Genomic DNA, 14,040 nt, shown 5'->3' with positions numbered 1-14,040 from the left:
GAGAGTAGCCCCACATCAGCACGCTGTAGGCATGAACAGCAACAATCACCCCTTCCCCACCCAGACCGAACACCCCCTCCCGACCGTCCCCTTCGCCTATCCGTTCCCGGACAACCCCCTCGCCTCCGCGCTCGCCGTCTCCGACGAGCTCAGTGCCGCCCTCGCCCTGCACGGCATCACCCTGCCGTCCCTGGGACCGGAGCTGGCGTCCTGCACGACGTCCACCGTGCACCGCCCGCTCCTGGAGCTGGGCCGGGTGAACCTGTCCACGGCCCACCGCCTGACCGTCGTACTCACCGACGCGGCGGACGCGCGTAAGGCAGCGACCCGCCCGAGCACTGGCGACGGCAACGGAACCGGCGGCGGCACGGACCGGTGACCGCACCCCCACCCGGCCCCTTCCCGGGCTCGAACACGGCCGCCCCGCCTCCGCCGCCGCCCGCCGGAACGGTCGTCGTCGACGAGCGCACGGGGCGGACCGGGGTGGTCATGGACCACGTCGGTCCCTACCTCCAGCTACGGCCGGTCGGCGGCGGCCGGGAGTGGGACGCGCTCCCGGCACGGGTCCGCGCCGCCTCCTCCGCCGAGCGGCTGCGCGCCTCCGTGGCCGCCGCCAACGCCCGAAGCCGGGCCCTTCCGCCCGACCCTGCAGGTCGGGGCTGACTCAGGGCACGGGCAGGAGCAGGCGGTTACGCCGCCTGCTCCTCCCCCGGGTCGTTGACGACCCATGCGTGGTTGAGGGTGATCCACTCCTCGCGGTCCTCGATCGACACGGTCACGTCGTCCAGCCGCGGCCCGAGGGTCGGGTCCGTGAGCGGGCTGAGCAGCCAGAGGCCACGTCCGTCCGGGCCGCCCCGCCGCGCCAGGTCGGCGAGCCGCTGGAGGACGCCCATGCCGCCGTAGCGGGCCATGACATAGGCGTCGTGCAGGAGCACCGGGCGGCGGCCCGCCCCTGCGCCGTCCTCACCCGCCCTCGCTGTGCCGGGGCCCGCCGGGGCCTTCAGGGAGGCCAGGATGTCCTTCTCCACGTCGCGCCACGCGGCGGCCGTGTACTCGCCGAACTTCATCGCGTCCCGCGAGCCCGGTTCGGCGTTGTCCGCCTCCAGGATGGTCTCCCAGGTGGGCCGGGGGCGGGCCTCTACGAGGCGGCGCAGGCTGGCCAGGAAGAGTGCGCTGACGTCGACGGGCTCGGCCTGCCACTCGCGCCCCTGCTCGGTGAGGGTCCGCAGGGCGAGGCGCTGGTCGTCGAAGCGGACGGTGAGGACCCGGAAGCCCGGCCGGCCGCCGGATTCCTGGAGCTGAGCCCTGGCCTTGAGCCGGGCGCGCTGCTCCGGGTCCCGGGCCGTCCAGTGGTCGGTACGGCTGACCCGGCTCGGGCGGCGCTGGGTGACGACCGAGGTGACGTCACCGCCGGCGCCGGTCTCCCGCCGGGGGACGAACCAGCCGCGCGGGCGCTTCCGGTTCGTCCGCCACTCCAGCTCGAAGCCGGCCTGCCGCAGCAGGCGGCCGAGCAGGACGCGGTCGTCCGGGAGGCGGCCGGACAGGTCAGGGAAGCGGGCGCGGACCCGGTCGTGGATCTGCTCGACAGTCAGGCCGTCCTGCTCGTCGTCCGGCTTGCCCGCGAGCGGCAGCAGCAGGCCGGCCTGGGCGAGGCGGAGGGCGCGCACCGGTTCCAGGGACCGGGCGTAGATCTCCAGACGGGCGTTGGCGGCCGCGTCCTGGGAGGCCGCGGCGGCCAGGGTGACCATACGGGCCTCGTCCATGGTGATCTGTGCCTCGGGCCAGCGGGCCCGGAAAGCGGCATCGGCGGCGACGATCACTTCCAGCACGGTGCCGGGGCCGGCGAGGGTGTCGCGTGCGGCCAGGGCGTCGGCCGCCTTGCCGAGCCGGTCGGCGTAGTTGAGGAGGGCGGGGGCCGAGGGCGTGTCCGGGGCGTCCCTGTCCTCGTCGACCTCCAGAGCCAGCATCATCCGGTTGTCGCCGGTCTCACCGTGGCGGCGGCTGCGCATACGGCGCGGGGTCAACCCCCAGTCGACCTCCCACGCGGCCCGTACGGCAGCCGTACCGAGGGCGCGCCGCACCGCGGGGTCGGACTGGGAGGTGCCGCGACGGCCGATCAGGGCTTCGGCGAGTTCCGTCGCCGAAGCGACCCGGCCCAGGGTGGTGAGTATCTCGACGACCTCGTCGCGCAGGGCGACGAGTGCCGGGTCCCGGGACCAGCTCTTGCGCCGGGCGCCGACGATCTGGGCGATGCGGCCCTCGGTGACCTGGTCGGTGGTGAGCGGGGCGACCGACTTGTTCAGGGGCCAGCTGGGCAACCCCTCCGGCAGCCGTCCCTCCTCGTCGGGGAGGCGCAGCAGCAGCCGTACCGTCTCCACCTCGGTGGCGTTGCGCCCCCGGGGTGCCGGTTTGGGCACCATGAGGGTGACCAGGGCGTCGAGGGAGAGACGGCGCAGGGGGAGGTCGCTGCCCTCTTCGCGCTGCTCGGAGCGTGCCTCGGCGATCTCCTCCGCGGAGTCGCCGCGCTCGGCCGGGGAGAGCGGGGAGGGCTGGCGGACGTCGAGGGCGAGGCGCCACTGCTTGATGCGGCGGTTGATCTCGTCGCGGGTGCGGGCGCCGAGGCCAGGGCGGTTGACGAGTCGGCGGGTCGAGTAGTCGAGGAGGTCGCCGACGGTGTGGACGTCCAGGCCGTTGAGGAAGGAGACCGCGCGGAGGGACAGTCCCGCCACGAGGAGTGCGGTGTCGCGGCCCGCCTTGGCCGCAGCCTCCTCCCGGGCGTTTTCGTCCGCCGCTGGATCGAGGGGCGGGAGCTCGCCGATGGGCAGGGCGGCGCCCGAGGAGGTGGTGTCCTCGGGGTGGCCACCGGAGCGGCCCTGGACCGGCAGGTCGGCGAGGGCGAAGACGCGCTGCCAGGCGCGCTGCATCTCCTTCAGGTCGGGAAACCGCTTGCGGTGGTCGCGGTGCAAGGCACGCTCGAAGAACTCGGTGAGACCGTCCCGGAGGGCCGAGTCGAACGCCTCGGAGGCGATCCTGGGGTGGGGCCACTTCTTGGGGTCGGTCTGGCGCGCGAGGACGGAGCCGTCGCCCCACTGGGGCAGTTCCCCGGAGGCCATCTCGTGGAGGGTGACGGCCAGGGCGTACCACTCGGCATGGGCGTCGTAGCGGCCCCGGGTGATGTTCTCGACGAACGGGTCGAGGTAGCCCTCGGTGCCAGCCCGGACGGCGTCCACGTCGAGGCCGGCGAGGGAGAAGTCGAAGAGGACCAGTTGCCGCGTGCCGTTGGGACGGACCCGGATGGCGATGTTGTCGGGCTTGAGGTCGCGGTGCCACACGCCTTCGCCGTCGAGGAAGTCGACGGCGGCGAAGAGGTAGGTGGAGTAGGTCTCCAGCTGGTCGGTGAGGAGCGGGCCCCGCTCGCGCAGCTGGCGGGCGACGGTCCGGTCGCCGGCGTGGTCGAGGACGAGGACGGTGCGCGGGCCGATGCGGATCGGCTCGGACAGGGCGGGGTGGATGACCTTGGAGTCGTTGCGCAGCTTGGACAGGACGTCGGCCTCGCGGCGCAGCGCCTCGGCGTACTTGTCCTTGCGGGCGATCTTGAGGACGACCGGCGCCTTGTCGCGTTCGAGGTCCTCGGCGAGCAGGGCGCGGGAGGTGGAGCCCTGGCCCAGGCTGCGCCTGATGCGGAAACGGCGGCCGACGACGTCGCCCGGGGCGGCCTCCAGCGGGTCGCCCTCCTCGCCCTGGGTTTCGAGGGACGGTTGCGGCTCGGGCCTCGCGGGCCTGAGTCCCTGTTCGACGACGTCGAGCCACTCCAGGAACTCCGCAGCGGTGCGGATGCGGCGGTGCGGGTCGAAGGCCGTGGCGTCCAGGATGATCTGGTCGACGTCCTTGGTCAGGCCGTCGGCCACGGCGGAGGGCACGAGCCCGCGGCCCTGTTCCAGCCTGGCGCCCAGTTCGGCCTGGCTGCTCGCGGGCGGCTTGCCGGTGAAGATCAGGTAGCCGAGTACGCCGAGCCCAAAGACGTCGAGGGCGGTGGGGTCCGGGGACTTGGCGGTCACCTCGGGGGCGAGGTAGGGGTCGGCGACCTCGGAGACGTACGCGGCGAGGTTGTTCGAGGGGATGATCTCGTGGCCGCTGCTCAGGCTGGAGCCGGAGCCTCCCGCGGCGCCCTTGGTGCGGGGGCGGCGGACCGCCGTCTGCCATTCGGCGATCTGGAGGACCGGGTTGAGCCAGCGGTCCTCCTCGCTGCCGGAATCGGTGCGCGGGCCGGGCAGGACGTGGATGGCGCGGGCGTGCAGGGCGCGGTGGAAGAGGAGGTGCCGGTGCGCGTAGTGGACCGTCTCCGCCAGTCGGCGCAGGAGGGCGGCCCGCGCCTGGGCGTCCAGCCTCGCACCGTACTGGAGGAGGTAGTCGTCGAGGCGGAGCGTGCGCGGGTCGTAGGCGTACAGGAGGGCGGGTCCGGCGCTGTGGCCGTTCTCGTCGAAGTTCTCCAGGGCGACCAGACCCGGATGCCTGAGGCCCTCCAACGCTCGCGCCTCGCGCTCGGCGGTGTGGCTGATGGACTCGCGGGCCTGCCGGTCCGCTCCGCGTTCGCGCAGGTAGATGCGTACGCGGCGGGTCTTGCTCAGGGAATCGTGGCGGCCTAGGTAGTCGGCCCAGTTCGGCCCGGTGTCGAAGGGAGTGCGGTCCAGGCGGTAGGTACCGACGTGGAACTCGGCGTCGGAACGGCCGACGCCCACCTCTCCCAGGAGCTTGCCGAGTCTGCGGGAGAACTCGCGGTCGATGCCCGACTTGATGTCGCGCGCGGGGCGCTGGAGCTCTGCGAGGACGTCGTCGAGCCCGTTGTGCCCGGCCTTACCGAAGACGCCTGCCAGGTCGTGGGGCGCGAGACGGATACGCAGGCCGGGGTCGGTGAAGAAGACAAGTTCCTGGATGTACGGGACATGGCGCCGAGGGTCCGTCTTCCTCAGGGCGTCCTTGAGCAGGCCCTTGAGCTCCTTCGCCTTCTGGTTGGCGAGGTGGCGGGGGTTGCGGTGAATGCGGGTGCGGTCGCCGGGGAGGGTCTGCACCCAGCTCGCTCCCGAGGAGGTGACCGTGCCCTGCCAGTTCTTCAGTTCCACCAGGAAGAGACCGGCCGGGGCGGCGACCAACAGGTCGACCTCACGGACGTGGCCGCTGTGCGCGGTGAAGGTGAAGTTCGACCAGGCGCGGTAGGGCTCGGTGTCCGGGAGCCTCTCCTTGAGATACAGCAGTCCGCTGCGTTCGTGCTGGAACTGCGACTCGGTGACAGTCGTCCACCTGCCGTCTCGCATGACCGCGACGCCCCTTTCCGTATCTCGTCGTCTCGCCCGTTTCCTGCCGGTGGCCAGATCACAGCAGGTGGTCCAGCCTATCGACCCCGGCCGACGGGCCAGAAGCGTGCACCGGCATCCTGTGGACAGACGGTCGCAACAGATCATCTGTTGGCTCTCTGCTCCGCATGGGGCAAGGGCCCTCGCCTAGGGTTGGGGCCATGCTGTCGTACAAGCTCTCAGAGGTGACCGTCGAGGGGTATGCCTCCATCCGGTCCAGCACCCTGACGCTGGGCGACGGCGTGACCGTGCTGGTGGGCGCCAACGGGGCGGGCAAGAGCAACGTGGTCGGCGCGCTCGAACTGCTGGGGTGGATGGCGGACGGAGACTTGGCGCTCCAGGTGGGCATCCATGGGGGCGCACAAGCGCTGCAGTTCGCGGGGCGCGGCACCGAGAGCGGCATTCGGCTGAAGGTCAGCGCCCCTCCTTACCGCTATGAGGCGCACCTCGTTTCCGCGGCGAACGACAGCTTCGTCTTCGCCGAGGAGAAGGGGCACTTCCACGAGCCGGGTCCCGGCCTGCCCATGGAGGAGAGCTTCGGTCGCGGACACCGCGAGTCACTCCTGCGCCAGAAGGAGGAAGAGCAGCTCTCCCGCCTCGCGGGCCCGGTGCGGCACATCCTGGCGGGCTGCCGGGTCTTCCATTTCCAGGACACCAGCCGTGAGGCACCGGTCAAGCAGTTCGGGTACGCGGCGGACAACGAGGCGTTGCGGCCGGATGCGGCGAACCTCGCGGCGTTCCTGCTGCGACTGCGCGAGGGCGAGCCGAAGTCCTACCGGCGGATCGTGCGGGCGATCAAGTCCGTGGCGCCGTTCTTCCGGGACTTCCTGCTGAAGGAGGAACCGGGCGGGAGGATCCGCCTGCGCTGGATGCAGGAGGGAGTGGATGCGGTGTTTCCCGCAGAGGCACTCTCGGACGGCACCTTGCGGTACATCTGCCTGTGCGTCCTGCTCCTCCAGCCCGACCCGCCCGCCCTTTTCACCCTCGACGAGCCGGAACTCGGGCTGCACCCCTACGCGATCGTCCAGCTGTCGGACATGCTGAGGTCGGCCGCCGTGCGCAGCCAGATCGTGATCGCCACGCAGTCCGTGACGCTTCTGAACCAGTTCTCGCTCGCCGACATCGTGGTGGTGGAGCGCGAGGAGGGGGCGACGGAACTGAGGCGTCCGGCTCCCGAGGAGCTCCAGGGGTGGCTGGAGGACTACTCCCTCGGGGAGCTGTGGGAGAAGAACGTGCTGGGTGGCAGGCCGTCGCCGGAGCTGCCGTTGCGGGGCCGCACGGAATGATCATGGTGGGGGTGCTGTGCGAGGGGCAGACCGAGGAGAACATGGTCAACGACTTCCTCGCGCCCGAACTGGCGGAGTACGGCATCTGCCTGGTGCCGACCATCCTGATGACCCGGACGCCGGCGGGTGGTCCCGCGGGCAAGGGCGGAGTCAGCAAGTGGGCGAAGATCGAGAGGGACCTGCACAAGCTGCTGGCCTCCACTCACTGGGCGGCGGTCACCACTCTCCTTGACTACTACGGCCTCCCTCAGGACAGTCCGGGGATGTCGGACCGGCCGGCGGGCTCGGCCGTGGACAAGGTGACCCATATCGAGCGGCGCCTCGCGGAACACGTGGGCCATCCCCGCTTCCTTCCGCATGTCGTCCTGCACGAGACGGAAAGCTGGGTCTTCGCCGCGGCGGAGCAACTCGGAGACTGGGTCGACGAGCCTGCCCTGGCCCATGAGCTCAAGCGTCAGGCCGATCTGGCCGGAGGACCCGAGAAGGTGAACGACAGGCCCGAGACCGCTCCGTCCAAGCGCATCCTCAGGCTGTATCCGAGGTATGTGAAGACCCAGGACGGTCCGGTAGCGGTCATGGACCTGGGCTTGGCGGCTTTACGCGCCGCCTGTCCCCACTTCGACGAGTGGATCGCCAAGTTGCTGGCCCTCACACCACGCTGATTCCCCGGGGCACAGGTCACTCCACCTTCCGCCGAGGTTGACCGACCGCGAGGTCATGGCCAAGGATCTCCGCCATGTCTTCAGCGGTCCGCTCCTCCTACGGCTCCTCGGCGCTGCGGTTCGGGCGGTTCGCGGCGATGGGTACGGTCGCGGCGCTGATCCTGATCGCGGGGGTGTGGGCGTCGTGGGGGACGGCGCAGCACGTGATGCTGACGAAGGGGCGTGAGCGCGGCACGGTCGCGGTTAACTGGTGCGGGGCGCGGACGTGTACGGGGCCGTACACGCCGCTCTCGCGGGGTTCGCAGCCGCGGGCGAAGGTGGTGCTGGAGAACTCGGTGGCGGTGGAGAAGGGCCGGACGTACGCGGTGGTGCTGAAGCCGGGGGGCGGGGAGGCGGTCCGTTCGGGTCCGGCCGGGGTGCTGTACGCGTGGGTGCCGCTGGGCGGTGCGCTGCTGCTGGCGTCGGTCGTGGTGGCGGGCGGGCTGCTGCGGACGCGGGTGGCGTGGGTGCTGGCGCTGTCGGGGGCTTCGCTGCTCACGGCGGCCTTCCTGGCGGTGTGAGCCCCGGACAGGTGACAGGCGCGGGTGCCCCCGGCCGTACGCGGCCGGGGGCACCCGTCGTGGTGTGCCGGGGGTCAGCCGGTGTTGCGCAGGCCGGCCGCCACGCCGTTGACGGTGAGCAGCAGGGCGCGGGAGAGCAGCGGGTCGGGCTCGGTGCCGGCCTCGGCGGCGTCGCGCTGGCGCTTGAGGAGGGCGACCTGGAGGTAGGAGATGGGGTCGAGGTAGGCGTCGCGGATGGTGAAGGTCTGCTTGAGGACCGGGTCGGCGTCCAGGAGTTCCTTCTCGCCGGTGACGCGGAGCACCTCGGCGACGGTGAGCTCGTGTTCGGCCTTGATGGCGTCGAAGACGTGCTTGAGCTCGTCGGGGACGAGAGTGTCGACGTAGTGCTGGGCGATGCGCAGGTCGGTCTTGGCGAGGGTCATCTCGACGTTGGAGATGAAGTTGCGGAAGAAGTGCCACTGCTGGTGCATCTCGTCGAGCACGGTGTCGAGGCCGGCTTCGCGCAGGGCCTTGAGGCCGGAGCCGACGCCGTACCAGCCGGGGACGATCTGCCGGGACTGGGTCCAGCCGAAGACCCAGGGGATGGCGCGCAGTCCGTCGAGGGAGACGCCGGATCCGGGGCGGCGGGAGGGCCGTGAGCCCAGGTGCAGTTCGGCGAGCTGGTCGACGGGTGTGGAGGCCAGGAAGTACGTCGGCAGGTCGGGGTCCTCGACGAGCCGGCGGTAGGCCGTGTGGGCGGCGTCGGAGACGACGTCCATGGCGGCGTCCCAGCGGGCGAGGGCCTCGTCGGACTGGCGGGGCGCGGTGTGCAGGGCGGAGGCCTGGAGGGTGGCCGCGACGGTCAGTTCCAGGTTCTCCCTGGCGAGGGAGGGGATGAGGTACTTGTCGGAGATGACCTCGCCCTGTTCGGTGACCTTGATCTCGCCTTCGAGGGTGCCCCAGGGCTGGGCGAGGATGGCGTCGTGGGTGGGGCCGCCGCCGCGGCCGACGGTGCCGCCGCGGCCGTGGAAGAGACGCAGGCGGACGCCGTAGCGGTGGGCGACGTCGCGCAGGCGGCGCTGGGCGCGGTGGATCTCCCACTGGCTGGTGGTGATGCCGCCGAACTTGGAGGAGTCGGAGTAGCCGAGCATGACCTCCTGGACGTCGCCGCGCAGGGCGACGAGGCGCCGGTAGGAGGGGTCGGCGAGCATGTCCTCGAGGATGGTGTCGGCGGCCTTGAGTTCGTCGGTGGTCTCCAGCAGGGGGACGATGCCGATCTTCGCCCAGCCGGCGTGCAGGTCGACGAGTCCGGCTTCGCGGGCGAGGACGGCGGCGGCGAAGACGTCGTCGGCGCCCTGGCACATGGAGATGATGTAGGACTCGACGACTTCGGGGCCGAAGACTTCCAGGGCGCGCTTGACCGTCCGGAAGACGCCGAGGGTCTTCTCGCCGGCGGCGTCGACGGGTGCCGGGGTGGGGGCGAGGGGCCTTCTGCTGCGCAGTTCCCTGGCGAGGAGCTTGGAGCGGTAGTCGCGGGGCATGTCGGCGTAGCGCCACGATTCCTCGCCGAGCCGGTCGAACAGCTGGCCGAGGGCGTGGTGGTGGGCGTCGGCGTGTTCGCGGACGTCCATGGTGGCGAGCTGGAGGCCGAAGGCGGCGAGGGTGCGGATGGTGCGGGCGAGTCGGCCGTCGGCGAAGAGGCCGCCGCGGTACTCGCGCAGGGAGGCCTGGATGGTGCGCAGGTCGGTGAGGAGTTCGGCGGTGCCGAGGTAGTCGCGGCCGGGCTGGTGGGGGGTGCCCTTGGCGAGGCGGAGCTTGGTGTTCTCCAGCTTCTGGCGGATGCAGGTGGCCTTGAGCCGGTAGGGCTCCTCGGCGTTGAGCCGCTTGTAGCGGGGGCTGATCTCGGGGAGGGCGTCGAGGTCGGCCTGGAGGGAGGCGAGGAGCTCGTCGGTGGCGCCGGTGTAGCGGATGGAGTTGGAGAGCAGGCCGCGCAGTTCGTCGATCGTCTCCAGGGCGTCGTTGATGCCGTGCTCGTGCTGGAGGATGAGGACGTCCCAGGTCACCTGGGGGGTGACGTTGGGGTTGCCGTCGCGGTCGCCGCCGATCCAGGTGCCGAAGGTGAGGGGGCGGGTGTCGTCGGGGAGGTGGACGCCGACGCGTTCGAGTTCGGCGGTGAGGTCCTCCAGGACGTCGCCGACGGCGCCGGCGTGGAGTTCGTCGAGGTAGTAGATGGCGTTGCGGGCCTCGTCGGCGGGTTCGGGGCGGACCACGCGCAGTTCGTCGGTCTGCCAGACGAGGTCGATGTTCTCGGCGAGGCGGGTGTCGAGGCGGCGCCGGTCGGAGGCGAGGACCGGGGCCTCGAGGAGGGCGGCGATCCGGCGGAGCTTGTTGAGGACGGAGCGGCGGGCGGCCTCGGTGGGGTGGGCGGTGAAGACGGGGCGCACGTTGAGGTGGCGCACGGTCTCGCGCACGTGGTCGGGGTCGGCGTCCTTCAGCCGGTCGGCGGTGCGGGACAGCAGGCCGCCCTCGGCGGCGCGGCGGGCGCGCAGTTCGCGGCCGCGGTGCACCTGCTCGGTGACGTTGGCCAGGTGGAAGTAGGTGGAGAAGGCGCGGACCAGCTTGGCGGCGGTCTGCAGTTCGGTGCCCCCCAGCAGCTCGGCGGCGGCCTCGCCGTCCTCACGGGTGAGTCGGCGCACCTTTTCGACGAGGTCGAGCAGTTCCGGGCCCTCCTGGCGGACCAGGGTCTCGCCCAGGAGGTCACCCAGCCGGCGGATGTCGGCACGCAGCTCGCTGCTCGTCGTGGTGGTCTGGTCGTCGGCACTGCTCACAGGTGCGGCTCCTTGCAGTGTTGAAGCTCTCCGGAGGGGAACCCGGGCGGCGTTCCGCGCGGCGTGCGCCGCTCACGGGCCGGACGTCCGGGAAGAAATCAGAGCGGACCGCGCTGTCCGACCGATCTCCAGGATAGGTGCCGACCCTGACGCGCAGGCCGACGGGCTCTTGCCGCGGGGCTACGCACTGCCATACTTACGTTGCCGTAGGTTACGGAACCGTAGGAAAACCGTGCGATTCCGGCGGCCGCGGTACCACCCTCATTCCACATACCCCACAGGGGACACGCATGACCTCACCATCCGACGTGCTCGACGAAGCCCCGAAGCAATCACGTTCCGACGACGCCGCGCCCTCCGCCACGCTGGGCGGGGAGCGCAAGCGGTCCATCGAGCAGATCACGCTGCTGCTGTTCATCACCGTCCCGTTCCTGGCGCTGCTGGCGGCGGTGCCGCTGGCGTGGGGCTGGGGGGTGAGCTGGCTGGACCTGGGTCTGCTGGTCTTCTTCTACTTCCTGGGATGCCACGGCATCACGATCGGCTTCCACCGTCATTTCACGCATGGTTCGTTCAAGGCGAAGCGGCCTTTGAAGATCGCGCTGGCGGTCGCGGGGTCGATGGCGGTGGAGGGCCCCCTGGTGCGGTGGGTGGCCGACCACCGCAAGCATCACCGGTTCTCCGACGCCGAGGGCGACCCGCATTCGCCGTGGCGGTACGGGGAGACGGTTCCGGCGCTGCTCAAGGGCCTGTGGTGGGCGCACATCGGCTGGATGTTCGACGAGGAGCAGACCCCGCAGGACAAGTACGCGCCGGATCTGATCAAGGACCGGACGCTGCGGACGATCTCCCGGCAGTTCATCCTGTGGACGGCGCTGTCGCTGCTGCTGCCCGCGCTGATCGGCGGTCTGGTCACGCTGTCCTGGTGGGGCGCGTTCACCGGCTTCTTCTGGGGGTCCCTCGTCCGGGTGGCTTTGCTGCACCACGTGACGTGGTCGATCAACTCGATCTGTCACGCGGTCGGCAAGCGGCCGTTCAAGTCGCGGGACCGTTCCGGCAACGTGTGGTGGCTGGCGGTGCTGTCGTGCGGCGAGTCCTGGCACAACCTGCACCACGCCGACCCGACGTCCGCGCGGCACGGTGTGGAGCGGGGGCAGTTGGACTCCTCGGCCCGGCTGATCCGCTGGTTCGAACGGCTGGGCTGGGCGTATGACGTGCGGTGGCCGTCACGCTCCCGTATCGATTCGCGGCGCAACACCGCGGAAGGCGGCTCCCGGCCGAGGACGGAGTCCGTCGAGGCGGCATGATGGTCGCCGTGGCGACCGACTCCAGCACCTCCAGCAATGACAAGCCGCGGCGTGCGCGCCGCACCCGGATGACCGGTGCGGAGCGCCGCCAGCAGTTGCTGGAGATCGGCCGCACCCTGTTCGCGACGAAGGGGTTCGAGGGCACCTCTGTGGAGGAGATCGCGGCGAAGGCCGGGGTCTCCAAGCCGGTGGTGTACGAGCACTTCGGCGGCAAGGAGGGCCTGTACGCGGTGGTGGTGGACCGTGAGATGCGGCGGCTGCTGGACATGGTCACCGGTTCGCTGACGGCGGGTCATCCGCGGGAGCTGTGCGAGCAGGCCGCGTTCGCTCTTCTGGACTACATCGAGGAGTACACGGACGGTTTCCGCATCCTGGTGCGTGACTCGCCGATCCCGCAGTCGACGGGGTCGTTCGCCTCGCTGATCTCGGACATCGCCACCCAGGTGGAGGACATCCTGGGCCGCGAGTTCAAGAGCCGCGGTTTCGACCCGAAGCTGGCGCCGCTGTACGCACAGGCGCTGGTGGGGATGGTCGCCCTGACGGGCCAGTGGTGGCTGGACGTGCGCAAGCCGAAGAAGGCGGAGGTGGCGGCGCACCTGGTCAATCTGGCCTGGCACGGCCTGGACGGCCTGGAGCCGAAGCCGCGGCTGATAGGCCACAGGAAGAGCTGAACCAACAGCACACAAGGCTAATCTTGTGCAATCATTCTCCCATGACTGAGATCACGATCAGCGCAGCCCGTGCCCAGCTCGGCGACCTCGTGCGTCGCGCAGCCCACAGCCGCGAGACCATCGCGCTGACAGATCACGGGCACGTGGCGGCGCTTCTCGTGTCGCCCCACGTCATAGAAGATCTGGAAGACGCGTTGGCAGTTGCCGACTACGAGCGCCGCAAGGCCGAGGGAACGCTCGGACCGGGCATTCCCATGGCCGAGGTGCGTAAGCAGTTGGGGCTCGAGAAGCAGTGACCTACGAGATCATCTTCGAGCCGCACGCCCTCGACGCCGCAGCCCGGTTCCTCAAGGAGGATCCCGAGGGACTTGCCATGGTCCTCGACAGCATCGACAAGCTCGCCCATGACCCTCGCCCAGCGGCGACTGTTCCGTACGGGCTGGACATCCGACGTCTGCGCGTCGGCGCCTACCGAGTCCTGTACGTCATCGACGACGACGTGATCCGGATCCTCGTCACTCACCTGGGCCGCACACCTGATCACCCGTCGCGCCTCTGACGGCGACCACGAAGAGACGGCGGAAGGGGAACGGGGTGCCGTGGGGGCCCGCCGGGTAGGCGGAGCGCAGGGCGGCGCGGTACTCGGCGACGAAGGCGTCCCGTGCCTCGGGGTCGTCGGCGAGGGCGGTGAGGACGGGGCGCAGGCCGGTGCCCTTGACCCAGTCGAGGACGGGGTCCTCCCCCTCCAGCAGGTGCACGTACGTGGTCTCCCAGGCGTCGGTCGTACAGCCGAGCGCGGTGAGCTGCTCCAGGTAGGTCTCCGGAGGGAGTACGGCCTCGTGGTGCAGGACGCCGGAGAGGCGGTCGCGCCATCGCGCGGAGCCGGCCAGTTCGCGCAGCAGCACGTGGCTGGGGGCGTCGAAGTTGCCCGGCACCTGGAAGGCGAAGGTGCCGCCGGGGGTGAGGGCGGCGATCCAGTCGGCGAAGCGGTCCGTGTGCCCCGGGATCCAGTGCAGGGTGGCGTTGCTGACGATCAGATCGTGCGGCCGGTCCGGCGTCCAGGTGCGGACGTCGGCCTCGACGAAGTCGAGTCCGTTGCGCCCGTGCTCGGCGCGGGCCCGCTCCAGCATCGCGGGTGAGTTGTCGTAGCCGGTGATGCGGGCGTCGGGCCGGCGGTGGGCGAGGAGCGCGGTGACGTTGCCGGCGCCGCAGCCGAGGTCGGCGATGCGGGGCGGGTCTCCGGGCAGGTCCGGGACGCGGGCGAGCAGGTCGGTGAAGGGCCGGGTGCGGTGACCGGCGTGGCGCAGGTACTGGGCGGGGTCCCACAGGGGGGTCGCTGCGGACATGGGTCCTCCCGTTCGGCCGGCGGATCGGGTACCCAGCGTCACCCCGCAGTAAT

Annotated in this window: 12 protein-coding genes; 9 read left to right on the top strand and 3 right to left on the bottom strand. The window is 71.0% G+C overall.

From position 1 onward, the window contains the following. Positions 1 to 31: 31 nt before the first annotated feature. Positions 32 to 379 (top strand): hypothetical protein, encoded by a 348-nt coding sequence (locus tag AC5L3C_RS22265; RefSeq protein ID WP_189233336.1) that lies wholly within the window; start codon positions 32 to 34, stop codon positions 377 to 379. After that, complete coding sequence (locus tag AC5L3C_RS22260; RefSeq protein ID WP_493650510.1) at positions 376 to 663, top strand: hypothetical protein; 288 nt, start codon at positions 376 to 378, stop codon at positions 661 to 663. The genes AC5L3C_RS22265 and AC5L3C_RS22260 overlap by 4 nt, the downstream gene beginning before the upstream one ends. Positions 664 to 689: 26 nt before the next feature. Here AC5L3C_RS22260 and pglW read toward each other — a convergent pair whose 3' ends face one another. Beyond that, positions 690 to 5,312, bottom strand: coding sequence for a BREX system serine/threonine kinase PglW (gene pglW / locus AC5L3C_RS22255; protein WP_493650509.1), 4,623 nt, complete (start codon positions 5,310 to 5,312; stop codon positions 690 to 692). A 200-nt stretch (positions 5,313 to 5,512) separates the two neighbouring features. Between pglW and AC5L3C_RS22250 the strand changes: the two genes are divergently transcribed. From AC5L3C_RS22250 to AC5L3C_RS22240, 3 genes are all read left to right on the top strand, one after another. After that, on the top strand, positions 5,513 to 6,637 hold the full coding sequence (locus tag AC5L3C_RS22250) for an AAA family ATPase (RefSeq protein ID WP_493650508.1): 1,125 nt from the start codon (positions 5,513 to 5,515) through the stop codon (positions 6,635 to 6,637). Between the two features lie 2 nt (positions 6,638 to 6,639). Then, positions 6,640 to 7,299 carry a DUF4276 family protein gene (locus AC5L3C_RS22245; protein ID WP_493650507.1) on the top strand — a complete coding sequence of 220 codons (660 nt, stop codon included), beginning with the start codon at positions 6,640 to 6,642 and terminating at the stop codon, positions 7,297 to 7,299. A gap of 74 nt (positions 7,300 to 7,373) precedes the next feature. Further along, a complete protein-coding gene (locus AC5L3C_RS22240; RefSeq protein ID WP_493650506.1) occupies positions 7,374 to 7,859 on the top strand; it encodes a hypothetical protein in 486 nt (161 codons plus the stop codon). 74 nt (positions 7,860 to 7,933) lie between these two features. On the opposite strand, the gene ppc is transcribed toward AC5L3C_RS22240, so the two are convergent. Beyond that, a complete protein-coding gene (ppc, locus tag AC5L3C_RS22235; protein ID WP_493650505.1) occupies positions 7,934 to 10,666 on the bottom strand; it encodes a phosphoenolpyruvate carboxylase in 2,733 nt (910 codons plus the stop codon). 290 nt (positions 10,667 to 10,956) lie between these two features. On the opposite strand from ppc, the gene AC5L3C_RS22230 reads away from it, so the two are divergent. The 4 genes from AC5L3C_RS22230 to AC5L3C_RS22215 are packed head-to-tail and all read left to right on the top strand — an operon-like array spanning position 10,957 to position 13,200. Continuing rightward, entirely contained in the window at positions 10,957 to 11,970 is a 1,014-nt protein-coding gene (locus AC5L3C_RS22230) for an acyl-CoA desaturase (protein ID WP_493650504.1), read from the top strand. Then, the gene (locus tag AC5L3C_RS22225; protein WP_493650503.1) at positions 11,967 to 12,641 is read left to right on the top strand and encodes a TetR/AcrR family transcriptional regulator; all 675 of its coding nucleotides are present in this window, start codon (positions 11,967 to 11,969) and stop codon (positions 12,639 to 12,641) included. Before AC5L3C_RS22230 ends, AC5L3C_RS22225 begins: the two co-directional genes overlap by 4 nt. A 41-nt stretch (positions 12,642 to 12,682) precedes the next feature. Then, positions 12,683 to 12,937: a type II toxin-antitoxin system Phd/YefM family antitoxin gene (locus AC5L3C_RS22220; protein WP_493650502.1), complete on the top strand. Its 255-nt coding sequence runs from the start codon at positions 12,683 to 12,685 to the stop codon at positions 12,935 to 12,937. After that, positions 12,934 to 13,200, top strand: coding sequence for a type II toxin-antitoxin system RelE family toxin (locus AC5L3C_RS22215; protein ID WP_493650501.1), 267 nt, complete (start codon positions 12,934 to 12,936; stop codon positions 13,198 to 13,200). Before AC5L3C_RS22220 ends, AC5L3C_RS22215 begins: the two co-directional genes overlap by 4 nt. On the opposite strand, the gene AC5L3C_RS22210 is transcribed toward AC5L3C_RS22215, so the two are convergent. Next, positions 13,157 to 13,987, bottom strand: coding sequence for a trans-aconitate 2-methyltransferase (locus AC5L3C_RS22210; protein ID WP_493650500.1), 831 nt, complete (start codon positions 13,985 to 13,987; stop codon positions 13,157 to 13,159). The two genes, AC5L3C_RS22215 and AC5L3C_RS22210, sit on opposite strands and share 44 nt — an antisense overlap. Positions 13,988 to 14,040: the final 53 nt, after the last annotated feature.

It is taken from the genome of Streptomyces speibonae, from assembly GCF_984686075.1.
This window is presented reverse-complemented; position numbering and strand designations above follow the sequence as displayed.

Coding starts and splice junctions, on each gene's coding strand:
- AC5L3C_RS22265 (WP_189233336.1), top strand. CDS start 32: ATGAACAGCAACAATCACCCCTTCCCCACCCAGACCGAACACCCCCTC.
- pglW (WP_493650509.1), bottom strand. CDS start 5,312: ATGCGAGACGGCAGGTGGACGACTGTCACCGAGTCGCAGTTCCAGCAC.
- AC5L3C_RS22250 (WP_493650508.1), top strand. CDS start 5,513: ATGCTGTCGTACAAGCTCTCAGAGGTGACCGTCGAGGGGTATGCCTCC.
- AC5L3C_RS22245 (WP_493650507.1), top strand. CDS start 6,640: ATGGTGGGGGTGCTGTGCGAGGGGCAGACCGAGGAGAACATGGTCAAC.
- AC5L3C_RS22240 (WP_493650506.1), top strand. CDS start 7,374: ATGTCTTCAGCGGTCCGCTCCTCCTACGGCTCCTCGGCGCTGCGGTTC.
- AC5L3C_RS22230 (WP_493650504.1), top strand. CDS start 10,957: ATGACCTCACCATCCGACGTGCTCGACGAAGCCCCGAAGCAATCACGT.
- AC5L3C_RS22225 (WP_493650503.1), top strand. CDS start 11,967: ATGATGGTCGCCGTGGCGACCGACTCCAGCACCTCCAGCAATGACAAG.
- AC5L3C_RS22220 (WP_493650502.1), top strand. CDS start 12,683: ATGACTGAGATCACGATCAGCGCAGCCCGTGCCCAGCTCGGCGACCTC.
- AC5L3C_RS22210 (WP_493650500.1), bottom strand. CDS start 13,987: ATGTCCGCAGCGACCCCCCTGTGGGACCCCGCCCAGTACCTGCGCCAC.